This is a genomic window from Thioclava sp. JE_KL1, assembly GCF_009296265.1.
Lineage (GTDB): Bacteria > Pseudomonadota > Alphaproteobacteria > Rhodobacterales > Rhodobacteraceae > Thioclava.
Window position 1 is genome coordinate 17,622 of record NZ_WBJS01000002.1, and the last position, 25,608, is coordinate 43,229.

General features: G+C 64.0%; 29 protein-coding genes. 16 read left to right on the forward strand and 13 right to left on the reverse strand.

Features of this window, described 5'->3' with window-relative positions; translation table 11 throughout:
• Positions 1-176: 176 nt before the first annotated feature.
• Positions 177-3,296 (reverse strand): valine--tRNA ligase, encoded by a 3,120-nt coding sequence (locus F8R15_RS02835; protein ID WP_152843434.1) that lies wholly within the window; start codon positions 3,294-3,296, stop codon positions 177-179.
• 190 nt (positions 3,297-3,486) lie between these two features.
• On the opposite strand from F8R15_RS02835, the gene F8R15_RS02840 reads away from it, so the two are divergent.
• Positions 3,487-4,707: a DUF2235 domain-containing protein gene (locus F8R15_RS02840; RefSeq protein ID WP_152843436.1), complete on the forward strand. Its 1,221-nt coding sequence runs from the start codon at positions 3,487-3,489 to the stop codon at positions 4,705-4,707.
• Here F8R15_RS02840 and F8R15_RS02845 read toward each other — a convergent pair.
• The 3 genes from F8R15_RS02845 to metF all read right to left on the reverse strand — a co-directional run bounded on the left by F8R15_RS02845 (position 4,609) and on the right by metF (position 6,588).
• Complete coding sequence (locus tag F8R15_RS02845) at positions 4,609-5,100, reverse strand: PaaI family thioesterase (protein WP_152843437.1); 492 nt, start codon at positions 5,098-5,100, stop codon at positions 4,609-4,611. The genes F8R15_RS02840 and F8R15_RS02845 overlap by 99 nt on opposite strands.
• Positions 5,101-5,190: 90 nt before the next feature.
• Positions 5,191-5,523 carry a GYD domain-containing protein gene (locus F8R15_RS02850; protein WP_152843439.1) on the reverse strand — a complete coding sequence of 111 codons (333 nt, stop codon included), beginning with the start codon at positions 5,521-5,523 and terminating at the stop codon, positions 5,191-5,193.
• A gap of 198 nt (positions 5,524-5,721) precedes the next feature.
• Positions 5,722-6,588 carry a methylenetetrahydrofolate reductase [NAD(P)H] gene (gene metF, locus F8R15_RS02855; RefSeq protein WP_078549102.1) on the reverse strand — a complete coding sequence of 289 codons (867 nt, stop codon included), beginning with the start codon at positions 6,586-6,588 and terminating at the stop codon, positions 5,722-5,724.
• Between the two features lie 93 nt (positions 6,589-6,681).
• Here metF and F8R15_RS02860 point away from each other — a divergent pair, with 93 nt between their 5' ends.
• From F8R15_RS02860 to mscL, 4 genes are all read left to right on the forward strand, one after another.
• Positions 6,682-7,587 carry a LysR family transcriptional regulator gene (locus tag F8R15_RS02860; protein WP_152843441.1) on the forward strand — a complete coding sequence of 302 codons (906 nt, stop codon included), beginning with the start codon at positions 6,682-6,684 and terminating at the stop codon, positions 7,585-7,587.
• Positions 7,588-7,731: 144 nt separating this feature from the next.
• The gene (locus tag F8R15_RS02865) at positions 7,732-8,523 is read left to right on the forward strand and encodes an inositol monophosphatase family protein (protein ID WP_078522447.1); all 792 of its coding nucleotides are present in this window, start codon (positions 7,732-7,734) and stop codon (positions 8,521-8,523) included.
• 104 nt (positions 8,524-8,627) lie between these two features.
• On the forward strand, positions 8,628-9,290 hold the full coding sequence (locus F8R15_RS02870; RefSeq protein ID WP_152843443.1) for a hypothetical protein: 663 nt from the start codon (positions 8,628-8,630) through the stop codon (positions 9,288-9,290).
• 113 nt (positions 9,291-9,403) lie between these two features.
• Positions 9,404-9,832: a large conductance mechanosensitive channel protein MscL gene (mscL, locus tag F8R15_RS02875; RefSeq protein ID WP_078569774.1), complete on the forward strand. Its 429-nt coding sequence runs from the start codon at positions 9,404-9,406 to the stop codon at positions 9,830-9,832.
• Between the two features lie 94 nt (positions 9,833-9,926).
• On the opposite strand, the gene ald is transcribed toward mscL, so the two are convergent.
• Positions 9,927-11,051 carry an alanine dehydrogenase gene (gene ald, locus F8R15_RS02880; protein ID WP_078522450.1) on the reverse strand — a complete coding sequence of 375 codons (1,125 nt, stop codon included), beginning with the start codon at positions 11,049-11,051 and terminating at the stop codon, positions 9,927-9,929.
• Between the two features lie 144 nt (positions 11,052-11,195).
• Between ald and F8R15_RS02885 the strand changes: the two genes are divergently transcribed.
• Positions 11,196-11,660: an Lrp/AsnC family transcriptional regulator gene (locus F8R15_RS02885; RefSeq protein ID WP_078522451.1), complete on the forward strand. Its 465-nt coding sequence runs from the start codon at positions 11,196-11,198 to the stop codon at positions 11,658-11,660.
• A gap of 3 nt (positions 11,661-11,663) precedes the next feature.
• On the opposite strand, the gene F8R15_RS02890 is transcribed toward F8R15_RS02885, so the two are convergent.
• The gene (locus F8R15_RS02890) at positions 11,664-13,112 is read right to left on the reverse strand and encodes a TrkH family potassium uptake protein (RefSeq protein ID WP_152843445.1); all 1,449 of its coding nucleotides are present in this window, start codon (positions 13,110-13,112) and stop codon (positions 11,664-11,666) included.
• A gap of 206 nt (positions 13,113-13,318) precedes the next feature.
• Positions 13,319-13,525, reverse strand: a complete 207-nt coding sequence (gene rpsU / locus F8R15_RS02895) for a 30S ribosomal protein S21 (RefSeq protein WP_011748553.1) — start codon at positions 13,523-13,525, stop codon at positions 13,319-13,321.
• Between the two features lie 107 nt (positions 13,526-13,632).
• Between rpsU and F8R15_RS02900 the strand changes: the two genes are divergently transcribed.
• From F8R15_RS02900 to F8R15_RS02910, 3 genes are all read left to right on the forward strand, one after another.
• The gene (locus tag F8R15_RS02900) at positions 13,633-14,301 is read left to right on the forward strand and encodes a COQ9 family protein (protein ID WP_152843447.1); all 669 of its coding nucleotides are present in this window, start codon (positions 13,633-13,635) and stop codon (positions 14,299-14,301) included.
• Between the two features lie 14 nt (positions 14,302-14,315).
• On the forward strand, positions 14,316-15,302 hold the full coding sequence (locus tag F8R15_RS02905; RefSeq protein WP_152843841.1) for an NAD(P)H-quinone oxidoreductase: 987 nt from the start codon (positions 14,316-14,318) through the stop codon (positions 15,300-15,302).
• A gap of 65 nt (positions 15,303-15,367) precedes the next feature.
• Positions 15,368-15,832, forward strand: a complete 465-nt coding sequence (locus F8R15_RS02910) for an STAS/SEC14 domain-containing protein (protein ID WP_152843449.1) — start codon at positions 15,368-15,370, stop codon at positions 15,830-15,832.
• Between the two features lie 4 nt (positions 15,833-15,836).
• On the opposite strand, the gene F8R15_RS02915 is transcribed toward F8R15_RS02910, so the two are convergent.
• Positions 15,837-16,487, reverse strand: coding sequence for a ribonuclease T2 (locus F8R15_RS02915; protein ID WP_152843451.1), 651 nt, complete (start codon positions 16,485-16,487; stop codon positions 15,837-15,839).
• Positions 16,488-16,619: 132 nt separating this feature from the next.
• Between F8R15_RS02915 and F8R15_RS02920 the strand changes: the two genes are divergently transcribed.
• Entirely contained in the window at positions 16,620-17,396 is a 777-nt protein-coding gene (locus F8R15_RS02920; protein ID WP_152843453.1) for a DUF1013 domain-containing protein, read from the forward strand.
• 180 nt (positions 17,397-17,576) lie between these two features.
• Here F8R15_RS02920 and F8R15_RS02925 read toward each other — a convergent pair whose 3' ends face one another.
• The gene (locus F8R15_RS02925; RefSeq protein ID WP_216644102.1) at positions 17,577-18,638 is read right to left on the reverse strand and encodes a hypothetical protein; all 1,062 of its coding nucleotides are present in this window, start codon (positions 18,636-18,638) and stop codon (positions 17,577-17,579) included.
• A gap of 218 nt (positions 18,639-18,856) precedes the next feature.
• On the opposite strand from F8R15_RS02925, the gene F8R15_RS02930 reads away from it, so the two are divergent.
• Entirely contained in the window at positions 18,857-19,606 is a 750-nt protein-coding gene (locus F8R15_RS02930; RefSeq protein ID WP_152843455.1) for an SDR family NAD(P)-dependent oxidoreductase, read from the forward strand.
• Here F8R15_RS02930 and F8R15_RS02935 read toward each other — a convergent pair.
• The gene (locus F8R15_RS02935; RefSeq protein ID WP_152843457.1) at positions 19,603-20,019 is read right to left on the reverse strand and encodes a helix-turn-helix transcriptional regulator; all 417 of its coding nucleotides are present in this window, start codon (positions 20,017-20,019) and stop codon (positions 19,603-19,605) included. The genes F8R15_RS02930 and F8R15_RS02935 overlap by 4 nt on opposite strands.
• Positions 20,020-20,234: 215 nt before the next feature.
• Between F8R15_RS02935 and F8R15_RS02940 the strand changes: the two genes are divergently transcribed.
• The 5 genes from F8R15_RS02940 (at position 20,235) to F8R15_RS02960 (ending at position 22,872) form a co-directional block, all read left to right on the forward strand.
• A complete protein-coding gene (locus tag F8R15_RS02940) occupies positions 20,235-20,591 on the forward strand; it encodes an AtpZ/AtpI family protein (RefSeq protein ID WP_078522460.1) in 357 nt (118 codons plus the stop codon).
• Between the two features lie 7 nt (positions 20,592-20,598).
• Positions 20,599-21,354 (forward strand): F0F1 ATP synthase subunit A, encoded by a 756-nt coding sequence (locus F8R15_RS02945; RefSeq protein WP_093476999.1) that lies wholly within the window; start codon positions 20,599-20,601, stop codon positions 21,352-21,354.
• A 64-nt stretch (positions 21,355-21,418) separates the two neighbouring features.
• Positions 21,419-21,655, forward strand: a complete 237-nt coding sequence (locus F8R15_RS02950) for a F0F1 ATP synthase subunit C (protein ID WP_038144344.1) — start codon at positions 21,419-21,421, stop codon at positions 21,653-21,655.
• A 91-nt stretch (positions 21,656-21,746) separates the two neighbouring features.
• Positions 21,747-22,310: a F0F1 ATP synthase subunit B' gene (locus tag F8R15_RS02955; protein WP_078522462.1), complete on the forward strand. Its 564-nt coding sequence runs from the start codon at positions 21,747-21,749 to the stop codon at positions 22,308-22,310.
• Positions 22,311-22,314: 4 nt separating this feature from the next.
• On the forward strand, positions 22,315-22,872 hold the full coding sequence (locus tag F8R15_RS02960) for a F0F1 ATP synthase subunit B (RefSeq protein WP_078522463.1): 558 nt from the start codon (positions 22,315-22,317) through the stop codon (positions 22,870-22,872).
• Positions 22,873-22,956: 84 nt separating this feature from the next.
• On the opposite strand, the gene F8R15_RS02965 is transcribed toward F8R15_RS02960, so the two are convergent.
• The 3 genes from F8R15_RS02965 to F8R15_RS02975 form a co-directional block, all read right to left on the reverse strand.
• The gene (locus tag F8R15_RS02965) at positions 22,957-23,718 is read right to left on the reverse strand and encodes a FadR/GntR family transcriptional regulator (protein WP_078522464.1); all 762 of its coding nucleotides are present in this window, start codon (positions 23,716-23,718) and stop codon (positions 22,957-22,959) included.
• Positions 23,719-23,816: 98 nt separating this feature from the next.
• Entirely contained in the window at positions 23,817-24,497 is a 681-nt protein-coding gene (locus F8R15_RS02970; protein WP_075773903.1) for an OmpA family protein, read from the reverse strand.
• 141 nt (positions 24,498-24,638) lie between these two features.
• Positions 24,639-25,493: a bifunctional helix-turn-helix domain-containing protein/methylated-DNA--[protein]-cysteine S-methyltransferase gene (locus F8R15_RS02975; protein ID WP_152843461.1), complete on the reverse strand. Its 855-nt coding sequence runs from the start codon at positions 25,491-25,493 to the stop codon at positions 24,639-24,641.
• Positions 25,494-25,608 lie beyond the last annotated feature (115 nt).

Genomic DNA, 25,608 nt, shown 5'->3' on the forward strand with positions numbered 1-25,608 from the left:
GGGCGACCAGCCCCGGGCCGCGCCCGACCCTCCCCCCGGGAGGGCGCATTGGCGATGCCAGCGCGGGCACGGGTGACTTGCGGGCTTTCGAGATAAAGCGATGACCACATATGTCCTGAAGCGCCCACCCAAGGGTCGGGCGCGGCCCTAAACACTGTTTGGGCCGTGCCGGTTCTTCAGCCCATCTCGGCCAGACGCGCCACGGCCTGACGGACCTTCTCGGCCTCTTCCTCGGCGCGGGCGAGGTTCTCGCGGGTTTCCACGACCACCTCGGGATCGGCATTGGCGATGAATTTCGGATTGTTCAGACGGCCCTTCATGCCGCCGATTTCCTTCTCCATCTTGCCCAGAGCCTTCTCCAGACGCGCCTTCTCCTTGGCGATGTCGATCACGCCTTCCAGCGGTAGCCCGAACAGCGCGCCCTGCGCCGGGATCGAGATCGCGCCTTTCGGGATCGGTGCCTCGGTGATGCTCTCGATGCGCGCCAGCTTGAAGATCAGCGCCTCGTTATTGGCGAGGGCTGCGCGCGCGGAGTCATCGGCTTCGGCCAGAACCATCGGCAGTTTCAGACCCACCGGTACGCCCATCTGGGTGCGCGAGGAGCGGATCGCCTCGATCAGTTCGATCACCCAGTTCATCTCGCGGTCGGCGGCCTCGTCCACCAGATCGGCGGCTTTGTAATCCGGCCAGTCGGCATGGACGAGCATCTTCGCGCGATCGCCCTGCGGTGCGGTCAGCTCCCAGAGCTCTTCGGTGATGAAGGGCATGATCGGGTGCAGCAGCGTGTAGCACTGGTCGAGCACCCAGCGCATCGTGGCGCGGGTTTCCTCCGCATGCTCGCCATCGAACAGAGGCTTGGCGAATTCGACATACCAGTCGCAGACCTTGCCCCAGACGAAGCCGTAAAGCCCCAGTGCCGCGTCGTTGAAGCGATAGGCGGCGAAGGCCTCGTCCACCTGCTCGCGGATCTTCGCGGTCTCGCCGATGATCCAGCGGTTCACCGTGTGTGTGGGCTGCGGGATCTCGGTCACGACCGGCCCTTCGAACACGCCGTTCATCTCGGCGAAGCGCGTCGCGTTCCAGATCTTCGTGCCGAAGTTCCGGTAACCCTTGATGCGCTCCTCGGACAGCTTCAGCACGCCGCCCATCGCCGCCATCGCGGTATTGGTGAAGCGCAGCGCATCCGCGCCGTAAGCGTCGATGATCTCGAGCGGGTCGATCACGTTGCCCGTCGTCTTCGACATCTTCTTGCCCTTCTCGTCGCGGACGAGCTGGTGCAGGTAGACGGTGTGGAAGGGCACCTGATCCATGACGGCCAGCTGCATCATCATCATCCGCGCCACCCAGAAGAACAGGATGTCGAAGCCGGTCACGAGGACATCGGTCGGGAAATACTTGCGCATCTCCTCGGTATCCTCGGGCCAGCCGAGCGTGCCGATCGGCCAGAGGCCCGACGAGAACCAGGTGTCGAGCACATCCGCATCGCGCCAGACCGGGTAGACGAGCTGCGTCGGGTCCTCGGTCATCTCGTATTGCGCGAGGCTCGCGGCCAGCACTTCGATCGCCTTGTGGCGGTCTTCGACCTCGACGATGCGCGCGGCGTTGAGCGGTGTCGGCAGCTCGGCATTCTGCGCCTTGAACCAGCCGATGACGCTCTCGAAATCGGAGGCGCAGTGATAGCGGTCGTCGCGATGGACCATCTTGGTCTCGACGAGCAGGCGGCCCATCTCCACCAGGTCGATCGTGCCGTCGCCCTCGTCATCGCGGAAGTCGGGCGCTTCCATGTCCAGACCGTACCAGACCGGAATCTGGTGGCCCCACCAGAGCTGGCGCGAGATGCACCACGGCTCGATGTTTTCCAGCCAGTGGAAATAGGTCTTCTCGCCAGCTTCCGGCATGATCACGGTGTCGCCGTTACGCACCGCATCCAGCGCCTTGCCGACGATCTTCTCGGCATCGACGAACCACTGATCGGTCAGCATCGGCTCGATCACCACTTTCGAGCGGTCGCCGAAGGGCTGCATGATCGGCTTGTCTTCGACGTAAGGAACGGTGGTCTCCGTCTCGTTGCCGTCTTCGTCGGTGACGGTCTTCGTGATCGTCACCGCGAGGCCCTCGTCGGTGATCTGACGGATCACGGCTTCACGCGCCTCGAACCGGTCGAGCCCGCGCAGTTCCTCGGGCACGAGGTTGAGCGCATCGATTTCGGCCTCGGTGAACTCCGCGCCTTTCGAGATGTCCATCGCACGGGCCGCGCATTCCTCATAGGACAGCCCGTCGGCGCGCATCGCGCCCTTGGTGTCCATCAGGCGATACATCGGAATGCCACCGCGCTTGGCGACCATGTAGTCGTTGAAGTCATGCGCGCCGGTGATCTTCACCGCGCCCGAGCCGAAGTCCGGGTCCGGATATTGATCGGTGATGATCGGGATCAGGCGGCGATGCTCTTTCGGGCCCACCGGAATCTCGCAAAGCTTGCCGACGATCGGCGCGTAACGCTCATCCGAGGGATGCACCGCAACCGCGCCATCGCCCAGCATCGTCTCGGGACGGGTGGTCGCGATCGAGATGTAGTCGCGCTCTTCGGTGAAGAGGACATTCCCGTCCTCGTCCTTCTCGACATAGGTATAGGTCTCGCCGCCTGCGAGCGGGTATTTGAAGTGCCACATGTGACCGGCGACTTCGATATTCTCCACTTCCAGATCCGAGATCGCGGTCTCGAAATGGGGGTCCCAGTTCACCAGCCGCTTGCCGCGATAGATCAGGCCCTTCTCGTACATGTCGACGAAGGCCTTGATCACCGCGTCATGGAAATTGCCCTCGTTGCCTTCCGGCGCACCGGGCGCACCCGACATCGTAAAGGCGTTGCGCGACCAGTCGCAGCTCGACCCCAGACGCTTGAGCTGGTTGATGATGGTCGAGCCGTATTCGCCCTTCCATTCCCAGACCTTCTCGAGGAATTTCTCGCGGCCCAGCTCCACCCGCTTGGGCTGCTGGGTCTTGGCCAGTTCCTTTTCGACCATCAGCTGGGTCGCGATGCCCGCATGGTCCTGACCCGGCTGCCAGAGCGTGTCGAACCCGCGCATCCGGTGCCAGCGCACGAGGATATCCTGCACGGTGTTGTTGAAGGCGTGGCCCACATGCAGCGCGCCCGTCACGTTGGGCGGCGGGATCATCACGCAGAAGGTCTCGTCGCGCGACGCGTTGGCCCCGGCCTTGAAGGCTCCGGCCTCTTCCCATTTCGCGTAGATCCGCGGCTCGGCGCTCGCGGCATCGAAAGTCTTGTCCATCGTCATGTCAGGCATCCTTGGCTCGGCTTGAGGGCTGTTTAGCCCGCGCAGGCGACAAGGAAAACCCCGTGCGCGCCGGTCCAAAAAGCGCGGCGGGCACGATCGGGTCAACAAACTGCCGCGATTGCCCCTGAAGATAAGAGAAACTTATCCTACATTGGATAGTATAAGCCCAACTTATCTGAGGAGCGCTGATATGCGCGGTCTCTTCGAGCGTGTGATCTCTGCCCTGCGTCGCCGCAGCCCGGAACGGGCCGAGGCGCGTGCGGCAGCAGGTGCAGGCCGCGGGCCGGTGGATCATGTCGTGCTGCTCGACGGGACGCTCGGCTCGCTGCGCGCTGATCGCCTCACCTCGATCGGGCTGATCTATCGCTTCCTGCGCCGGGCCGCGCCGAAAGTGTCGGTCTATTACGGGCGCGGGCTGCGCTGGCGGGACTGGCACGACATGTCGGACGTGTGGTTCGGCTGGGGCGTGAACCAGCAGATTTCACGCGCCTATGGCTGGCTCGCGATGCGCTACCGTCCGGGCGACCGGATTTTCCTGATCGGCTATTCTCGGGGCGCTTTCGCGGCGCGCTCGCTGGCAGGGATGATCGGGCGGATAGGGCTGCTGCGTCCGGAACATGCGATCGAGCGGAACACCCGCCTCGCCTGGCGCCATTACGAGGAAGAGACCCCCACGGACATCTTGCAAAGCTTCCGCAACAGCCTATGCCACGAGAATGTCGAGATCGAGATGGTCGGCGCCTTAGACACGGTGCAGGCGCTGGGCATTCGCGTGCCGTTCTTCTGGATCGTCAGCGAAGAGCGCGTGCGGTTTCACGACCACCACCTGAGCGATCATGTGCGCCACGGGTTTCAGGCGCTCGCGATCGACGAGCGGCGCTCGGTGCTGGAGCCGCTGGTGTGGGAAAGCGATGAGGGGGCTTCGGAGGCAGAGCCTCCCGCGACCCGTATCGAGCAGCGCTGGTTTCGCGGCGCGCATGGCGATATCGGCGGGATGCTGGGCCATTTCGGCGATGCCCGCCCGCTCGCCAATATTCCGCTCGTGTGGATGCTGGAACGCGCCGAGTCGCTGGGCCTGAGCCTGCCGCCCGGCTGGCAGGCGGAGTTTCCGCGCGATCCGAATGCGCCCTCGGTCGGCACGTGGACTGGCTGGGGCAAGCTGTTCTGGTTGCGCGCGCCGCGTGTCGTGGGCCGCGACCCTTCCGAAGGGCTGCATGAAAGCGTCGTCTTGCCCGAAGGCTCGCGCGCGATTTTCCGACCGCGCATCCTGCGCCCCGAAATCCGCCGCCTCGCGCGCGACTCCGCGCCGGCCTCAGGCCTCGGGCGTCATGACGAAACAGGTGGCGGTGCCGGTCGCGTAGAGGCGTCCATCCTCGGCGCCCCGGATCTCACCCCGCGCGACGCCGGTTGACCGCCCGATATGATCGAGCTGGCCCACGCCGATCACCTCGGTGCCGGGCTTGATCGCGCGGATCAGGTTCACCTTGAATTCGAGCGTCGTCTGCGTCTGGCCCTTCTTCAGCCCGGTGATCACCGAGCAGGTCATCACCGTATCGAGCATCATCGCATACCAGCCGCCGTGAATGCCGCCATAGCCATTGGTCTGCGGGTGCCCAGGCGTGCCGCGACAGGTGACGCGGCCCTCCTCGGCCTCGGTGATCCGGTAGGCCATCAGCTTCTGCACGGTGGGGGAGGGGACGTCGCCCGTGACCATCTTGCGCACGTAGTCTAGCCCCGACATCGATAGGACCTCCTCAAGCGGGAGGAAATCGTCGGGTCCTTCGGCAAAATACTGGTCGGGCATCTTTGGTTCCTTTTCCGGGTCGGCCCTAAGCTATCGTCGCCACGCGGAAAGGAAAGGGGAGGTAGGTGTCGGCTCGCGGCCGAAGTGGTTTCAGCTGCCCGGAGGCACGAAGTTCGAACGGATGCCGGCTGCAGCCTCCTGCATCTCCTTGAAGTCGGCGGTCGTGAAGGCCTCCTGCGTCTGCACCTTCGACACCGCCCCCGAACCCGCAGCGACCATGATGGCCGGCAGCACCTTCTTTACGTCGTCGACCGTGGCGATGATCAGGAAATCACTCGGGCCAGTGGTGATGTAGTAGGTCTCCATTTTCCCGCCAGCCGCTTTGATCAAAGCGTCGATGGTGCCCCATCGGTCGGTCGGGCTGTCCATAAAGCCCTTCAAGGCCTGCGGCGAGAAACTCCCTGTGATGACGAAACGTCCCATTGTTTTTCCTCCCTGAAACGGAAGTCAGCCATCGGCGCGATCTCGTCGGCAGATTTGAGCTAGCTTCCGTAAGGTCAAGAGTATCACGAGGGTTGGGATTTCCTGAGCGTCTTGTGGGGGAGGGCGGGCAGTGCCTCGCCACCGTAAAAGAAAAGGGGCCCAGCCGGGCCCCTCCGTTCAATCCGTGTCGCGACCCTTTCAGGCCACTTTCTCCAGCACCGTATCGGGCGTCACACCCAGCGCGTGGCAGACGTCGCGGGTCAGGCCGGGGCGGTTGAGCGTGTAGAAATGCAGGTCTTCCACGCCGCCCTCGATCAGCTTGTCGCACAGCTCGGTGCACAGCGCGGTCGCCAGAAGATGCTCGCGCCCGTCGCGGATCGCGGCCTCGAAGGCTTCCTCGACCCATGCGGGGATCGAGGTGCCGCAGCTTTGCGCGAATTTCTTGGCGCCTTTCCACGACTGGATCGGCAGGATGCCGGGGATGATCTTCGCGTCGATCCCTTCGCGCTCGCAGGCGTCGCGGAAGCGGAAGAAGGTCTCGGGCTCGAAGAAGAACTGCGTGATCGCCGAGGTCGCGCCCGCCTCGACCTTGCGCTTGAGCCAGCGCACGTCGGCCATATTGTCGGCGGCGTCGGGATGCGGCTCGGGATAGGCGCCCGCGCGGATCGTGAAGCGGCCATCCTCGGCCAGCGCCTCGATCAGCTCGACCGAAGAGGCGAAGCCCTCGGGATGCGGCGTGAAATGCTTGGCGCCCTGCGGCGGATCGCCCCGCAGCGCCACGATCTCTGTTACGCCCACTTCGGCATAGGCGTCCACGATCTCCATCGTCTCGGCCTTGGTCGCTTCCACGCAGGTCAGGTGGGCGGCGACATTGAGGCCGTAATTCTTGTGGATCGTGCCGACCGCCTCATGGGTCAGCTTGCGCGTTGTGCCACCCGCCCCGTAGGTCACGGAGGTGAACTCGGGTTTCAGCGGTGCCAGAACCTGCGCGGTTTCCCACAGCCGGAACGACGCATCGAGCGTCTTCGGCGGGAAAAATTCGAAGCTGACCTTGGGCGTCGTCATGGGAATCTGTCCTTTCGTTCGCTCTCTTGTGCCAGATCGGGCTTTGTGAGACAAACTCATAATCTTCAAAATCGTTATGAGTGTAACAACAAGATGCATCTCGAGTTCCGTCACCTGCGCACAATCAAGGCGATTCACGATGCCGGGGGGCTCGCGAAGGCAGCGGACGTGCTGCACATAACACAATCCGCGCTATCGCACCAAATCAAAGGGCTGGAAGATCAGACCGGGGTGGAGCTGTTCGTGCGCCGCTCGAAACCGCTGAAGCTGTCGGCGGCGGGGCAGAAACTGCTGCGGCTGGCCGAACGCATCCTGCCCGAGATCGCCGCGACAGAGGCCGAGTTCGACGCGCTGCGGTCAGGCCGTGCGGGCCGCTTGCATATCGCGATCGAGTGTCACGCCTGTTTCGACTGGCTGTTCCCGGTGCTGGAGCGCTTCCGTCACGCCTGGCCCGATATCGACGTGGATATCCGGCCCGGTCTGGCCTTCAACGCCTTGCCCGCGCTGAGCCGCGAAGAGGTCGATCTGGTGATCTCGTCGGATCCCGAGAAGATCGACGGCATCACCTTCAACCCGCTCTTCGACTATGCGCCGACCTTTATCGCCGCCGCGAATTCGCCGCTGGCCGCGAAACCCTATATCGAGGCGCAGGATTTCGCGGATCAGACGCTGATCACCTATCCGATCGACCGGGGCCGCTCGGATATCTTCACGCAGCTTTTGACGCCTGCCCGGGTCGAACCGAAAGCCGTGCGGCAGGTGGAGCTGACGGCGGTGATCCTGATGCTGGTCGCCTCGAATCGCGGCGTGGCGGTGCTGCCCGACTGGGTGCTGCGCGAGGTGAAATACCAACCCGATTACATCACCAAGCCGGTGACGGAACACGGGCTGACCAAGCGGCTCTATGCCGCGACGCGCTCCGAGGATGCCACCCAGCCCTTCATGGCGCATTTCCTGCGGCTTGCGCGCACCGAGCCGGTGAAGCTGCAACGCGCCTGAGCCTTCTTCTCGACCGAAATATCCCGGGGACTCGCGCTGCAAGCGGGGCAAAGCCCCTCCTCAGTTTGCCTGACGCGCCAAAGGTCTTGGATTTTCCACGCAACCCCTGTAAGGCGACCGCTTGAAACGCGAAGGAGCCCAGAGATGCAAGGCAGCGCAAACCTCAACCTGATGATCAAGGCCGCCCGCAAGGCAGGCCGCTCGCTGGTCAAGGATTTCCGCGAGGTCGAGAACCTTCAGGTCTCCTCGAAGGGCCCGGGCGATTTCGTCTCGAAGGCCGACCGCGAATCCGAGAAGATCATCAAGGACGAGCTGCGCGGGGCGCGCCCCTCCTATGGCTGGATCGGCGAGGAAACCGGCGAAGAGGCGGGCGACGACCCGACGCGCCGCTGGATCGTCGACCCGCTCGACGGCACCACCAACTTCCTGCACGGCCTGCCGCATTGGGCGATCTCGATCGCGCTGGAGCATAAGGGCGAAATCATCGCAGCCGTGGTCTTCGACGCCGCGAAAGACGAGATGTATTTCGCCGAGAAGGGCCTCGGCGCTTTCATGAACGACACCCGTCTGCGGGTTTCGGGCCGTCACAAGATGATCGAATCGGTCTTCGCGACCGGCGTGCCCTTCGGCGGCAAATCGACGCTTCCGGCGACACTGAAGGACCTTGCCAAGCTGATGCCGCAATGCGCGGGCGTCCGGCGCTGGGGCGCGGCCTCGCTCGATCTGGCCTATGTCGCGGCGGGTCGCTACGAGGGCTATTGGGAGCGCGGGCTGAACGCGTGGGACGTGGCTGCGGGCATGCTCCTCGTGAAGGAAGCGGGCGGTTTCGTGGAAGCCGTGCGCGAAGGTCGTGGCGTTCTCGAATCGGGCTCGGTGATCGCGTCGAATGCCGAAATGTTCCCGGCCCTCACGAAGGCGCTTCGGTCAAACGACTGATAAATCTCTGAAATTTAGATGCGGCGGCGAAAGGCGAATGAGAGTTCACCTTTCGTTCATTCCGTTGTGCCAGCCTGATGCGGTTACCAGAAAGGGATGCCGCCATGGTTGGACAGGAATACGGAGCTACGTCGATAGCGCTTGAACAGCGTGCGTTGACTGCGCTGCACGGGCCGGGCGATTGCGCCGTCGACCGCGCGTTGGAAGAGTTGCGGCAGGCGGTCTCCGATCTCGCCTTCGCCGAGGCGGCCGACCTGATCGCACGTCACCGGGTCGCGTTTCTGGACGAGATGATTTCGGGTTGCTTTGAGGATGCGGAGGCGGCCGAGCCGGACACGGCAGCGGCCCTGCACGCAGCGGCCGAAGGGCTGCAGGAAGAGCGCGCGACTCTGGCAGAGACCTTGCCGCTGGAGCTTTCCCTGCGCGCCGATCAGCGCGATGCGGCCTGCGAGCGCATCCGCGCCGCACAACGCCGCCTGCGCAATATTTCTCAGATGCCCGATCATTTCGGCTGTGCCTGGGCGTGTAGCCGCGCCGGGGCCGGGCCGTGCGAGGACGCGGCGGACCAGATCCAGCAGGCGCTGCGTTTCGATGCGGAAGCTATCGCCGATATCGCCCGGCAGGAGGCGCGCGCACGTCTCAGCGACGGCTTCGCGGCCTTGCCGGTCGCATCGCCTCTCTCGCCTCGCCGCGGCGGTGATACGGGGACCACGGCGGCTCAGGTCGCCCGCCGCCTTGTCGAGGATGCGCGCCGTAGACTTTGCTGAGCCGCGATGCCGTCTTGATACGGCCCGCTGTGCCCTGCGTTGGAGACTATGCAGACCCGAAGATCGTGCTAGCCTGTTGCTGCGCAAAAGGCGCATCGGAAAGAGGGTCTGAAATGATTCAGGAATTCAAGGATTTCATCGCCAAGGGCAATGTCATGGACATGGCGGTTGGCATCATCATCGGCGCGGCCTTCACCGCGATCGTCACGTCGCTAGTCGGCGACATCATAAACCCGATCATCGGCCTGTTCACGGGCGGGGTCGATTTCACCAATAATTATGCCGTGCTCTCCGGTGAAGTTCCCGCGGGGGCAAGCCTCGAAGAGGCGCGCAAATCGGGGGCGTCCATCTTCGCCTATGGCGCCTTCGTGATGGCAGTGATCAACTTCCTCATCATCGCCTTCGTCGTCTTCATGCTGGTGAAGATGGTCAACCGCGTGAAGGCCGCGGCGGAGAAGCCCGACGATGTCGCGCCCGCGGTGGAAACCGGGCCGAGCCAACTCGACGTGCTGCTCGAGATCCGCGACGCGCTTCGGAAGTGACGGCGCGGGGCGTCTCAGGCAGACGTCGCCGGCAGATATGAGAACGGCCCGGGGCAAAGCTCCGGGCCGTTTCGTTCGTGGGGCAGGGCGGCCCTTATTCGGCTGCGTGCTTCACCGCGTCCGGCGCATCGAGCGGCAGGTCGAGCGCTTCGGCCACAGCCTTGTAGGTCACCTTGCCCGCATGGACATTGAGGCCCGCGGCCAGATGCGGATCCTCGGCGCAGGCGCGTTCCCATCCCTTGTCGGCCAGCGCCAGCAGGAAAGGCTGCGTCGCGTTCGACAGGGCGAGGGTTGCGGTGCGCGCGACCGCGCCGGGCATGTTTGCCACGCAGTAATGCATCACGCCCTCGACCTCGTAGATCGGGTCGTCATGGGTCGTGGGGTGCGAGGTCTCGACGCAGCCGCCCTGATCGATTGCGACATCGACGATCGCCGCGCCGGGCTTCATCGTCTTCAGCATCTCGCGGGTCACCAGTTTCGGGGCGGCGGCCCCGGGGATCAGCACCGCGCCAATCACCAGATCGGAAGCTGCAACCAGCGCTTCGGTCTCGGCCTTCGAAGCATAGGCGGTGCGGAAGGTGCCGCCGAACGTGTCATCGAGATAGCGCAGACGCGGCAGCGACTTGTCGAGCACCGTCACGTCCGCGCCCATCCCGGCAGCTACGCGCGCGGCGTTGGTGCCCACGACGCCGCCACCGATCACGACGACCTTCGCGGGCGACACGCCGGGCACGCCGCCCATCAGCACACCGCGTCCGCCATTGGCTTTCTGCAGGGTCCAGGCGCCCATCTGCGGCGCGAGGCGACCGGCCACCTCAGACATCGGTGCGAGCAGCGGCAGGGTGCCGTCTTTCGCGGTCACCGTCTCGTAGGCGATGCAGGTCGCGCCCGATTTCATCAGATCATGGGTCTGCGCCGGGTCGGCGGCCAGATGCAGATAGGTGAAGAGAAGCTGGCCCTCGCGCAGCATCGCGCGCTCCGAGGCCTGCGGCTCTTTCACTTTCACGATCATCTCGGCCTGGGCGAACACATCCGCGGCATCGCCGAGGATTTTCGCACCGGCCGCCTCGTAATCGCTGTCGGTGAAGCCCGCGCCCTGACCTGCGCCGGTCTCGACCAGCACCTCGTGGCCATGGGCGACCGCTTCTTGTGCCGCAGCCGGGGTCAGCCCGACGCGGAATTCCTGCGCCTTGATCTCGCGCACCGTTCCGATCTTCATCGCGTGTCCTCCTCCAAAAAATGGAAACGTCCTGCCCCCAGTATGCGCTCCGTCACAAGCAAGTGCTTTGCCAATTTGCCGGTTGTGGATGGGGTGGGTCGCTCGTATCTTCGATGAAATGCGCAAAGATCGGCAGGATATTGCATGAGCGACAAGCTGGACGCGACAGATCGTCGGCTGCTGGAGGTTTTGCAGCGGCAGGGGCGAATCTCCAATGCCGAGCTGAGCGAGCGGGTGAACCTGTCGGCTTCGGCCTGCCATCGCCGGGTGCAGCGGCTGGAGGAGGAGGGCTATATCCGCGATTACGTTGCCCTGCTGAACCCGCGCAAGCTGGGGCGGACCACGACGGTCTATGTCGAGATCAAACTGTCGAGTCAGGCCGACGAGGTGCTCGACGCGTTCGAGAAGGGCGTGAAGCAGGTGCCGGAAGTGCTCGAATGTCATCTGATGGCGGGGGCTGCGGATTACCTGCTGAAAGTGGTGGCCGCCGATGCCGAGGATTTCGCGCGGCTGCACCGGGCGAAGCTCGCCAATATTCCGGGCGTGGCGCAGATTCAGTCGAGCTTTTCGCTCAAATGCGTGGTCTCGACCACGGCGATGCCGGTCTGAGGCTCAGGCCCGCCAGAAGCGCGGCAGGAACACGACGAGGATCGCGAGCATCCCGATCCGGCCCAGCAGCATCGCGAGGGTCAGTAGCCAGGTCGCGGCGTCGCTGAAGTCGATCATCGTGCCGGTGCGATCGGTCAGCGGGCCGACCCCATAGCCGATATTGCCGAGTGCGCCCCATGTCGCGAAGAGCGCCGACACGAAATCCGCGCCGGTCATCGAGATCCCGACCGAGATCAGCCCGAGCGTCAGCATGTAGCCGGTGAAATAGAGGATGAGGGAGGAGAGCACGTCCTCCTCCAGCAGCTTGTCGCCGAGGCGCGGTTGCAGGACACGATGCGGCATCTGCAACCGGCGCACGGCGGCGCGGATCACCGCGCCGAGCGCTTGCCAACGGAAGACCGACAGCGCGCCCGAGCTGGACCCGGTGCAGCCGCCGATCAGCCCGACCCAATAGGCCAGAACCATCGCGAAGCTTCCCCAATTCGCGACATTGGCGGTGCCGAAGCCGGTGCCGGTCATGATCGAGGACAGGTTGAAGGCGGCGGAGCGGAAGGTGGGTTCGATCCCGTCGGGCGCGTGAGTGTAGAGCCAGATCAGGAGCGCCGCGAGCGCTAGCGCGAACCAGCGAAGGAAGGCGTGGATTTGCGGGTCGTCCCAGAACGGGCGCAGGTCGCCTCGGCCAAGTTGGACATAGCGGATGAAGGGCAGGGCCGAGCCCAGCATGAAGATGACGCCCGCATATTGCGCGCCCGGCGAGAAGCTCGCGAAGGAGCTGTCATGCGTTCCGAAGCCGCCCGTCGCGATCGTCGCCATCGCGTAGCAGATCGCGTCGAAGGAGCTCATGCCGGCGGCGGCATAGCTGATCGCGCAGGCCAGCGTCAGCGAAACATAGACCCAGAGCAGGGAGCGCGCGATGTTATGGGCGCGCGGCATGACCTTGCCCAGCGTGTCGAACCCTTCGGCCTGAAAATAGCGCATCCCGCCGATCCGCAGCACCGGCAGGAAGATCATCGCGACGAAGGCGATTCCGAGCCCGCCGAACCAGTTCAGCATCCCGCGCCACAGCACCACGCCGCGCGGCAACGTGTCGAGATGTTCGAAGACGGTGTAGCCGGTGGTGGTGATGCCCGAGGCGGCCTCGAAATAGGCGTTGGTCCATGTCGCGTGCGGCGCACCTTCGATGAAGGGCAGGGCCGCGAAGATCGGCAGGCCGAGCCAGATCGCCGCCGTGAGCAGATAAGCTTGCCGCGTGTTGAGCCCGTTCGCGCTTTTGGTTCGGGTCGCGAGCGAGAGAACCATCCCGATCAGCGCGGTCTCGACCGCTGCCTCGAAGAATTCCTGCCAGTTCGGATTGTGGTCGCTGAGGTCCATTGCCGCGGGCACCAGCATTGTTATCCCGAGGACTGTAAGGATCAGGCCGAAGAGATGCAGGACTGGCCGGATATCGGACATGTGAAAGCGGTTCCCGCCAGAACGAAGTGCTGGCGCTAGGGTAGGGGGCGCGGCGCTTTAGGCAAGATCAAAGCGGCGGCGGCCGTGCTTTCTTGCGAAGGTGTCTTCCAGAAACCAAAAACCCCCGCGGCCAAGCCTCGGGGGTCATCGGTGCGGGCAAGCCCGCCAGCATTTTCAGGCGCCTTTTCAGACGCGGAGCGGTGCGCTTAGAGCGCGCCTTCGCGCTGAGCCTTCTTACGTGCCAGTTTACGGGCACGGCGGACGGCTTCGGCTTTCTCGCGCGCTTTTTTGACCGAGGGTTTCTCGAAATGCTGCTTTAGCTTCATTTCGCGGAACACACCCTCGCGCTGAAGCTTTTTCTTCAGAGCACGGAGCGCCTGTTCGACGTTGTTGTCGCGAACGCTGACCTGCATGTGGTGTCACCACCTTCCTAAGTTAGAGTTGCAGTTGCTTGCAGGAGCGCTCCATATAGTCACCAAAAGGCGGTTTGTCTACCGCCAAAGCTGAGAGAGGAAACGCGATGAAAAACGACCATCTCGATATGGACCGCACGCGATCCGAGCTGTTGGCGGCGATCAAGCCGCATGTGCCTTTCGACGGCTGGTCCGAGCCTGCCTTCAAGCTCGCGGTCTCCGATCTGGGGCTCGATCCGGGGCTGGCGCGGGTCGTGTGTCCGCGCGGCGCCGTCGATCTCGCGGTGGCCTATCACCGCGAGGGCGATGCCGAAATGCTCAAGCGTCTGGAAGAGGCCGATCTGTCGGGGATGAAGTTCCGCGACCGGATCGCGACCGCCGTGCGCTTCCGTCTGGAAGAGGCCGATCCGGAACTGGTGCGCCGCGGGGCCGCGATCTTCGCACTGCCGCAGAATGCCACGACCGGCTCGAAGCTGATCTGGGAGACCTCGGACAAGATCTGGCGCGCGCTCGGCGACGTCAGCGAGGATTACAACTGGTACACGAAACGGATGACGCTTTCGGGGGTCTATAGCTCGACCGTGCTCTACTGGATGGGCGATGAGAGCGAGGGCAAGGCCGACACCTGGGCCTTCCTCGATCGCCGGATCGAGGATGTGATGCAGTTCGAAAAGGTGAAGGGTGCGGCGATGAAGCTGCCTTTCCTGCCGAAGCTTCTTGGCGGCATCCGTGCGCCAAAAGGCACTGACGACATGCCGGGCCGGGAGGCGCATTGATGAAACCTGTCGAGATGCCGACCGAGATGCGCTGCGTCGAGATTTCCGAACATGGCGCGCCGGAGGTGCTGACGGAAGTCACCCGCGCCGTGCCGGTTGCGGGTCATGGGGAGATCCTGATCGAGGTGGCCTATGCCGGGGTGAACCGCCCCGATGCGCTGCAACGTGCAGGCGCCTACAACCCGCCGCCGGGCGCGTCGGATCTACCGGGGCTGGAATGCTCGGGCCGGGTCGCGGCGATCGGGCCGGGCGTCACGGACTGGGACGTGGGCGATCAGGTCTGCGCGCTGCTGCCCGGTGGCGGCTATGCCGAGTATGTGACCTGTCCGGCGGAACATGCGCTGCCCGTGCCCGCGGGGCTCGATCTGAAATCGGCGGCCTGCCTGCCCGAGACCTGCTTCACCGTCTGGTCGACCATGGTGATGCGCGGCGGCTTGCAGGCGGGCGAGCGCTTCTTGGTGCATGGCGGCTCTTCCGGGATCGGCACGACCGCGATCCAGATCGCGACGGCGCTGGGCGCGCGGGTGTTCACCACTGCCGGTAGCCCCGAGAAATGCGCGGTCTGCGAAGAGCTTGGCGCGACGGCGATCAACTACAAGACGGGCGATTTCGTCGATGTGCTGAAGGCCGAAGGCGGCGCGAACCTCGTGCTCGACATGGTGGGTGGCGACTATATCGCGCGCAATATCAAGGCGATGGCCAATGACGCGCGCCTCGTCTTCATCGCCTTCCTCGGTGGACCCAAGGCCGAGATCAACTTCGCGCAGGTCATGGTGAAGCGCCTTACGATCACCGGGGCCACGCTGCGCCCGCAATCGGATGCGGCCAAGGCCGAGATTGCGCGGCAGTTGCGCGCCAATGTCTGGCCGATGATCAATTCGGGCAAGCTGCGCGTGATCCATGACAACACTTTCCCGCTGGCCGAGGCCGCAAAAGCCCATGAGCGGATGGAGACGAGCCAGCATATTGGCAAGATCGTGTTGGAAGTTGCGGGCGGCTGAACTTTCGTCACGCGCGCGCCGGGTGTATCATTGCGGCGCGCGCGAACCAACGAGGGGAGGCGGTCATGAGCGAAGGACGCTTTGAATTTCTGGATGGGTATCCGGCCGATGTGCTGGCATTCGAGGCCAAGGGCACGATCGGCGCGGAGGCTTACGAGCAGCATCTGATCCCGGCGGTGGAGGCCAAGATCGCCGCCGAGGGCAAGGTGAAGCTGCTCTATATCATCGGCGACGCATTCGACGGCTACACCGCGAAAGCGGCATGGGACGACACCAAGCTGGGCCTGTCGCATCTGGGCGATTTCGCCGCGGTGGCGCTGGTCAGCGATGTCGACTGGATCCGCTGGGGCGTGCAGGCCTTCGCGCCGATGATCCCCGGCACGGTCAAGCTGTTCCGCTTGAGCGAATTGGATCAGGCCAAGGCGTGGATTTGCGCCGCGGGCGAGGCCGAGGAAGACCACAGCCACGACGTCGCCGCGCGCCACAAGCTGCCCACGTTGGAAGATCGCCAGCCGCCGCTCGAGGACTGATCCCTCAGCGCACCTTTTCCATCAGGGCATCCCGCAGGCTGCAATCGCGGATCGTATCGGAGCCGCATTTGCGCGGCTCGAGAGCCTTGGTCAGGCAGATGCGGGCCTCCTGAATGCGGCCCGATTTGCAGGTGATGGTGATCTCGTCGGCATCGAGGCCGGGATTGGCCTCCAGAAACGCCTGCTCCACCACCTTCGCGGGCAGTCGCACGTCGCGGTCGAGATTGGCCAGCACGTCCGGGATTTCGATGCTCGCATAGGCTTCGCGTTCCAGCGCGAAATAGTCCGCGGCCGGCAGGCCCGAGCAGCGCCCGTGTTTTTTCCACTCGTACCAGGCCAGCCCCGGCGCGCCGGTCAGATCTTCCATCGCGGCGGTCTGCTGGCGCGAGGGATCGCGATGCGGCGTGCGGCAAAAGCTGGGCCATCCACGTTCGTATTGCGGCCAAAGCCCGTGCAGCACGAAAGAATGATCGTGCTTCGGATCGCATTGCGGTGAGTTGCGCGCGTCGCCGGTCAGGGCGCACCAAGTGGGCGACCAGCTGAGCGAGAGGACGTAATAGTCGAAATCGCCCGCGCGCTCACCTTCGGCATGGGCGGGCAGGGCGGCGGTCGAAAGCGCAAGCAGGGCTGCGGCCAGAAGGCCCAAACGAGTCATTTTCTCTTTTCTCCCGACGCGCGATTGACTATATGGGGCGGCAATTCCCCTTCCAGAAATGGACCGCGGCAGGGAATTCCCGCGCCGCAGCCGATTTCTCGGCCCGGGAGAGATATGTAAAGGATGGCTGCAATGACGAACAAGCCCCTGATGGCAAAGGCCACCGCCGTGTGGCTGGTGGACAATACGACGCTCAGCTTCAAGCAGATCGCGGATTTCTGTGGCCTGCACGAGTTGGAAGTGCAGGGCATCGCCGATGGTGACGTCGCAACCGGCGTGAAGGGCTTCGATCCGGTCGCCTCGAGCCAGCTCGATCAGGAAGAGATCGACAAGGCCGAGAAAGACCCGATGCACAAGCTCAAGCTGAAGTTCAACAAAGCTGCCGTCGGCGAGGACAAGCGTCGCGGCCCGCGCTACACGCCGCTGTCGAAGCGTCAGGACCGTCCGAACGCGATCCTGTGGCTGGTGAAGTTCCACCCGGAACTGGCCGATGCGCAGATCGCGCGTCTCGTCGGCACCACCAAGCCCACGATCCAGTCGATCCGCGAGCGCACGCACTGGAACATCCAGAACATGACCCCGATCGATCCGGTCGCGTTGGGTCTGTGCCGCCAGTCGGAACTGGATATCGAAGTGCAGAAGGCCGCGAAGAAAGCCGCCGCCGAAGGCGTGATGAGCGATGACGAGCGTCGCAAGCTGGTCTCGACCGAGCAGTCGCTGGGCATGCCCGACGAGCCGCGCCTGCCCTCCGGCATCGCCGGTCTGGAGAACTTCTCCTCCTCCGATCTCAAGCAGGAGAACGAGGAAGAGGACGACGCCGCGGATAACGCCGATTACTCGGACGCGGACAGCTTCTTCAACCTGCCCGAGGATGATGACGACGAGGATGAGGACGACAAACGCAAGTAAGTTGTCGCCATCGCGAAAGATCAGGGCCGCTCCATAGGGGGTGGCCTTTTTCGTTGCGGTGCGACGCGTCGCGTCGTTGTGGCAGTAATAGGAGCACGGGCGACGGAAGAAACGCCGCCCGTATCTTGAAGGTTGGTGTGAGCTGCCGGAGACCCGACAATCTCCCACGATAGGCGCGGCTTACTGTTTCAGCACCACGGGCTGGTACGAGAACACGCCATCGGATTTCGGATCGACCGTCATCTCGACCCAGCTGTTGTCGCTGCTGCCGAAGACCTCGACGCGGGTGAAATTCGCGGTGCTGCGACCATCGGGTTGGAGCATCGGCTTGTCGACTTTGAAGTAATGCGAGTCGCCGTGGACCAGCAGGACCTGACCGTCGAAGTTATGCGTCTCGTCGACGAGGGTCATGTAGAAATCGGTGAAGCCGTTCTTGTCGTCGAGGGTCGGCAGGAAATCGTCTTCGTAGCCGCCGTCGCTCAGCTCGAACGGGAAGAAAATGTCGGCTTGAATGTCGATCAGGATGCCCGCGTCGCTATTCTCGCGCGCCTTCGCGAAGGACTCCTTGAGCCATTGCACGTTCTTCGGGTTGCGCGCCTCGTATTCCGCGGTCGCGGCATCGCAGTCGGCCTGCGTGCGGTCGGACTTCTTGGTGCATTGCTTGTCGGTCGCAACAAGGTTGTTGTTGCTGCCCGGCACGTTGAGGGCGACGAACATCACTTTGTTTCGCTCGAAACGGCTGTTCTCGCTGTAGGCTTCGCCCGGAGCGCCCTGACGTTCGACGTCGATCGGGTTCGAGCCCTGCGACTTCGCCGCATCGAAGAAGGTCTTGCGCAGGTAGGAGAGCCGCTCGACCGGGTCGTAGCTGCCGTTGTTGGTCCGGTGGCAGTCGACCCATTCATTGTCGCCGAGGGCGTAGAGCGTCGGCATGTCGAGGCGGTTGAAGATCGCCTGCACGTCCGCACCGATCGCCTGATCGGTGCATTCGCTGCTGCCGCTCTTGGTGTCGCCGGCGAAGATCGTGAAGTCGAGGTTGTGATCGTTCATCGAGGCGACGGTCTGGTCGATCCAGTTCGCCTTCTCCTCGGGATCCTTGCTGTAGAACTCGTCGCCCCAGAGCGCGACCTTCAGAACGCCCGCGTCGGAGGCGGATTGCGCATGGGCAGGAGCCACCAGCGCGGTCGAGAGAAGGGCAGCGGTGAGCGCTGCGGACAGCGTGAACGAACGGGAAAGGCGTGGCATATGTACCCCCAAAGGTGACTTGATATGACGAAGGCCCTGAGGGCGAGGTGCCGCGTCGCGCGGCGGGTCGTCGGCTCGGGGCTCCGGGCGTCATAATACCCCGGGCTGTGACAGCCCGCTGACGCCGGGGCGAAGGATTTGTGACGTAGGCCCTGTCGCCGCCGTCTGGACAGTCGTGACGTTGGGCGCGATGCTCGCCGCGAAAAGAGGAGGAGCAGATGCCGGAATTCGCGACTTATCCGAGCCTGAAGGGCAAATCCGTAATCGTGACCGGGGGCGCCTCGGGGATCGGGGCGCTGATCGTCGAAGGCTTCGCCGCGCAAGGGGCGAAGGTCGGGTTTCTCGACCGCGATGCCGAGGGGAGCGCGGCGGTCGCGAAACGGTTCGGCGTCGATTACGAGCTGTGCGACCTGCGCGACATCGCCGCCATGAAAGAGGCGCTGGGCCGACTGCGCGAGAAGATTGGCCCGGCGGACGTGCTGGTGAACAATGCCGCGCGCGACGACCGCCACGACTGGCGCGAGATCGATGCCGAATATTGGGACGAGCGCCAGCACACGAACCTGCGCCACATGTTCTTCGCGATCCAGTCGGTTGCGCCGGACATGATCTCGAAAGGGGCGGGGTCGATCATCAATATGGGGTCGAATTCGTGGTGGGAGGCCGGCAGCGGCTTTCCGGCCTATGCGACGGCGAAAGCGGCGGTGCACGGGCTGACCCGCACGATGGCACGCGAATTGGGCGGGCATCGCATCCGGGTCAACACGGTCGTGCCGGGCTGGATCATGACGGATCGGCAGAAAACGCTCTGGGCTACGCCCGAGGCGCTGGAGGAGCATCGTCGCAACCAATGCCTGCCCGATCTGATCCAGCCGGAATATGTCGCGCGGATGGTGCTGTTCCTCGCCTCGGACGATGCGGCGATGTGCACGGCGAACAACTACATGGTCGAGGCGGGCTCGATTTAATCGTGCTGCGACGCGCTGCCGGGCGGCGCGTCGCTTTGCCCATTCTCCACCGGCCGGGTTTCCTCCGGTTTGATCTCGATCTGCGCCAGTTCAGCTTCGAGGAATTTCTCGAACGCATCGAAATCCAGCGGTTCGAACTGACCGAATCCCTGGATCCATGTCGTGGCGGCGGACATCGCGAGCGGCTCCAGCTTGCACCATTTCACCCGGCCGCGTTTCTCCTGAGAGATCAGCCCGGCATTGGTCAGGATCGCAAGGTGCTTGGAGACGGCCGCCAGCGACATCTCGAAGGGCTCGGCCACGTCGGTCACCGCCATGTCGTCTTCGAGCAGCATCGTCAGGATTGTCCGCCGGGTGGGATCGGCGAGCGCGGCGAAGATCGCATCGAGAGAAGGGGTGGGCGGCGGTAGCATCGCTCCTTGATGGGGCGGTCCGCGATAAACGTCAACCGATCGGTTGAATATGCGATTGCTCGCATTCGCGTGAGCTTGGCGCGGCGCGAATTTGAGGCCTATTTTCAAAATCGTTACAGATCAATAGGTTGCGAGGCGCTTTCGGAGGTCTATACGGAATTGACTCAGGCGGGGGCCACGGCTATCACGGCTGAGACCTGAGTGGGGGCCGAACCATGCCTGATCACCGCTCCGACGAGCCCGATCCCGAGCGCCTCGCCGCGCTTGAGAAGAAGCTTGCGGCAGTGAGAAAGACGCAAGAACCGCCTCCGCAACGTGCCGATCATCATCTGTCCCAGGCGAATATGGCCTGGCGTATGGTGATCGAAATGGTTTCGGGGCTGGGGATCGGCTTCGGCATCGGATACGGGCTGGATGTGCTTATGGGCACGATGCCTTGGATGATGGTGCTGTTCACGCTTCTCGGGCTCGCGGCCGGTGTGAAGGTGATGCTTCGCTCGGCCAAGGAAATGAACGAAGAGCGTGCGGCCGACATGGCCGATGAAGAGGAAGACGACCGTGGCAACTCTTGAACAGGAAATGCGCAGTGAACTGACCTTCCACCCGATGGATCAGTTTATCGTTAAGCCCCTCTTCGGCGATGGCCCGGTTCACTGGTACACGCCGACCAATGCGACGCTGTGGATGGCGATCGCCGTTCTGGCGATCTTCTTCATGCTCGTCATCGGCACCCGCGGCCGCGCCGTGGTGCCCTCGCGCGCCCAGTCGATCGCGGAGCTGTCCTACGGCTTCATTCACAAGATGGTCGAAGACGTGGCGGGCAAGGACGCGCTGAAGTTCTTCCCCTATATCTTCACGGTCTTCCTGTTCATCGTCTTCTCGAACTTCCTCGGCCTGCTGCCGCGCGGCTTCACCACGACCTCGCATATCGCTGTGACCGGTCTGCTGGCGATCGCCGTGTTCGTTGCGGTGACCGTGATCGGTTTCGTCAAGAACGGCGCGGGCTTCCTGAGCCTGTTCTGGGTGGCCTCGGCGCCGCTTGCGCTGCGCCCGATCCTCGCGATCATCGAGATCATCTCCTACTTCGTGCGCCCCGTCAGCCACTCCATTCGTCTTGCGGGCAACATGATGGCTGGCCACGCGGTTATGAAAGTGTTCGCCGCCTTCGCGCCGCTGATCCTGTTCTCGGGCGTCGGCATCGCCGTCACCCCGCTGTCGATCCTCGCGATCACCGCGATGTACGGGCTCGAAGTTCTCGTGGCCTTCATCCAGGCCTATGTCTTCACGATCCTGACCTGCGTCTATCTGCGCGACGCGCTTCACCCGGCACACTGACCGGATAACGGATCGAACCAGTTCACCAAATTTCTGCCACTTCCAACCTCAAGGAGTTACGACAATGGAAGGCAATATCGTTCAAATGGGTGCTTACATCGGCGCTGGTCTGGCCTGCATGGGCATGGGCGGCTCGGCTATCGGTGTGGGCAACGTTGCCGGCAACTTCCTGTCGGGCGCACTGCGCAACCCCTCGGCGGCCGCTGGCCAGACCGCGACCCTCTTCATCGGCATCGCCTTCGCAGAAGCGCTCGGGATCTTCTCGTTCCTCGTCGCGCTGCTGCTGATGTTCGCCGTCTGATCCAGCACGCTTTTCCTTGAGGGCGGGTGGGCTCATTCGGAGCCCATCCCGTGACCCGCAAGGGGATTTGTGATCAGGGTCGAGGGACGACATGGCAAGCGAAACGCAAAATACAGCGCACGCAGCCGCTGATGCGGCCCAAGGCGCGGCACATACCGCGCAAAAGGCCGGTATGCCGCAGCTCGACTTCTCGAGCTACCCGAACCAGATCTTCTGGCTCGTGGTCGCTCTGGTCGCGATCTACTGGCTGCTGACGCGCATCGCACTGCCCCGGATCGAGGCAGTTCTCGCCGATCGTCAGGGCACGATCGCGGGTGACATCGCCGCGGCCGAAGACTTCAAGCGCAAGGCCGAAGAGGCCGAAGCCGCTTACGAGAAGGCTCTGGCCGAAGCACGCGCTCAGGCGCAGAAGATCGCAGGCGAAACCAAGGCCGAGATCCAAAAGGACCTCGACGCGGCCATCGCCAAGGCAGATGCCGAGATCGCCGCACGCTCCGCGGAATCGGAAGCCCGCATCGCGGAAATCCGTGACGGCGCGCTTGCAGCGGTCGATCAGGTCGCCAAGGACACCGCCGGCGAGATCGTCGCGGCTCTGGGTGGCAATTCGGACGCATCGGCTGTCAACGCGGCTGTCGAACAACGGCTGAAAGGGTAAGATGATGAAGAAACTCTCGCTTCTCCTTCCGTTCGTGGCGGCACAGCCCGCCTTCGCAGCGACGGGCCCGTTCTTCTCGCTTTGGAACACGAACTTCATCGTGACCATCGCCTTCATCATCTTCGTGGGCATCGTGCTCTACGCGAAGGTGCCGGGCATGCTGGGCAAGATGCTCGACAAGCGCGCGACGAACATCCGCTCGGATCTCGACGAAGCGCGCAAGCTGCGTGACGAGGCGCAGGCGGTTCTGGCCAGCTACGAGCGCAAGTCGCGCGAAGTGCAGGGGCAGGCCGACCAGATCGTCGCCGCCGCCAAGCGCGACGCCGAAGCCGCTGCCGAGAAGGCCAAGGAAGACCTGAAAGTCTCGATCGAGCGTCGCCTGAAGGCCGCTGACGAGCAGATCGCCTCGGCCGAGGCGCAGGCTCTGAAAGAGGTCAAGGACCGTGCCGTGTCGGTCGCCGTGGCCGCCGCTGGTGACGTGCTCGCCAAGCAGCTGAGCGCGTCGGACCGTGCCGCGATGATCGACAGCTCGCTTTCGGAAGTCGAACAGCGCCTGAACTGATCTCCCCCCTGACGGGTGACATTGAAAACCCCGGTCCGATGGGCCGGGGTTTTTCTTTGTCTTGGGCTCAGAGGTTATTTCGGCTCAGCGGTTATGTTCGAGACGTAAGCGCGCGGTGGCCTCGTTGCGCTCGGCCCGGCGCATCGCCGCCATCTCGACCTCGACGAATTCCATATGGGCCGCGATGGCCTTGCGCGCGGCAGAGGCGTCGCGGCGCTGGATCGCTTCGTTGATCGCCCGGTGCTGGTCGAGCAGCTTGCTGCGCGTACCCCGGTTCCGGAACATCATCGAGCGGTTGTAGAATACGCCCTCTGCCAGCAGGTCGAACATCGCGCGCATCATGTGGATCATGATGACGTTATGGCTCGCCTCGATGATCGCCATGTGGAACTGCGCATCGAGCTGCGCCTCCTGCGTGGGATTGCGCTTGGAATGGGCCGCTTCCATCTGCGAGAACAGCGTCTGGATCACCGCGAGATCGGTGTCAGAGCCGCATTGCGCGGCGCGCTCGGCGGCTAGCCCCTCCATGTCGCGACGAAACGAGATGTAGTCGAACAGCGCCTGATCGTTGCGCGCAAACAGCCGGATCAGGGCAGGCGAGAAGGCGGAATCGAGCACTTCGGCGACATAGATCCCGGCCCCGGCGCGTGTGGTCAGGAGACCCGATTCCTGCAGTTCCGCGACCGCTTCGCGCAGGCTCGGACGCGAGACGCCAAGACGTTCGGACAGCTCACGCTCGGAGGGGAGGCGCTCACCGGGGCGCAGAATGCCCTGCAGGATGAGCTGTTCGATCTGGCGCACGACAGCATTCGCGAGCTTCTCGGATTCGATCTTCTGAAATGGCATGCACCCCTCCATGTGGTAAAGATGTATGACCAGATCGGGTCGTCGGCAATGAAAAAAGGCCGGGTTTCCCCGGCCCTTTTCCCACTCTGACGAGCGGTTTAGTTGTTCGGACGAATGATGAATTCGACCCGGCGGTTCGCCTGACGACCCTCGGGGGTCAGGTTGCTCGCGATAGGTTGATCCTCGCCACGGCCCGTCGGGATCACGCGGTAGCTCGGGACGCCGCCATTGATCAGGACATTGGCCACCGACTGTGCGCGCTGACGCGACAGGCGCATGTTGTAGGCCGCATCGCCGGTGTTGTCGGTATGGCCGACGACTTCGACGGTGGTGTCCGGATAGCGGTTGAGGCTGCCTGCGAGCGTGTACAGGTCCCGCTGCAGATCGGGGCGCACGGCCGCGCTGTCGGTCGCGAAGAGAACGTCTTGCGGCATCGTCACGATCAGCTGGTTGCCCTGACGCACGACGCTGACGCCGTTGGTGGTCAGGTCGCGGCGCAGTTCCTGCGCCTGACGGTCGAGCTGCGAACCGATCGCGCCGCCGATCACGCCGCCGACGATCGCGCCGGCGGCGGCTTTGGTCAGCTTTTCGTCGCCTTTGCTTTTCGCGCCGAGGGCGCCGCCGATCAACGCACCGGTGATCGCACCGGCATTGCGGTTTGCGTTCGGGCTTTGGTCGGGGTTGTTCGCCCCGGTGTAGCCGCCCGGCACACAAGCGGTGAGCGCCATCGCAGCGGCGGCGCTCAGAAGAATGGTTTTGGTCTTGAGAACGGTGGTCATGTTCTGTCTCTGCCTTCTCTGGTCGCCCCATGTCTCGAGGCTTGCCGGAAGATACGCGTAAAATTCGCGCAGGTTCCATGCCCTTTTCGTGAAGCGCGGAAATCCGCGCATCATCTGGCGGTAGAAGCGGCGGAGGGACGCTCAATCGGCCTCTGCGCGGGCGCCTTCCCAACCGAGAATCGCGCGTTTGACGCCCAGACCCCAGTGATAGCCGCCCAATCCGCCCGATTTGCGCAGGGCGCGGTGGCAGGGAATCAGGAAGGAGATCGGGTTGCGACCGACGGCGGTGCCCACGGCGCGCACGGCCTTGGGGTTGCCGATCGCCTCGGCGATGTCGGAATAGGTGGTGACCTGCCCCGAAGGAATCGAGAGCAGCGCCTCCCAGACCTTGATCTGGAAGGGCGCGCCGATCAGCGTCAGCTTCGCCTCGCCGTGGCGGCTGAACGCGGCCTCGACCCAAGGACGCAGCGGTTCGGGGTCTTCGGTGAAGCGGGCGTCCGGCCAGCGGCGGGCGAGATCGGCGAAGGCTTCTTGCTCGCCCATCTCGGCGGTGAAGCCCATACCGCAGAGCCCCTGATCGGTGCCCATAGCGATCACCGGGCCGAAGGGGCTGTCGAACCGTCCCCAGCGGATCGCGACACCTTCGCCGCCGCGGGCAAACGCGCCGGGCGTCATCGCCTCCCAGCGCAGCACCAGATCGTGCAACCGGCCTGTGCCGGATAGCCCCGCACGGTCGGCCACCTCGTCGAGCGGCAGGCGCTGGCTCAGCAATTCGCGGACGAAATCGAGCGTCAGATATTGCTGGTAGCGTTTCGGAGAGACGCCGACCCAGGCCGAGAACAGCCGCTGGAAATGCGCGGGGCTCATCGAGAGCCGTGCGGAGATCGCCTCGAGCGTCAGCAACTCGCCCGCCGCCTGCGCTGCGTCGATCTGGTCCAGCGCACGGGCGATGACCTGATAGTGGTAGCTCTCGGCAATGTCGCTGTGGTCGTTCATCACGCACCTCTTGGGCTTTTCCCGATCCTAGGGCGCGGGCGGCAGGCGCGCGACCCGAAAGCTGCGGTTTGCGCGCGGCCTTGCCCTTCGCGCGCGTGGCGGGCATTAGGAAAGC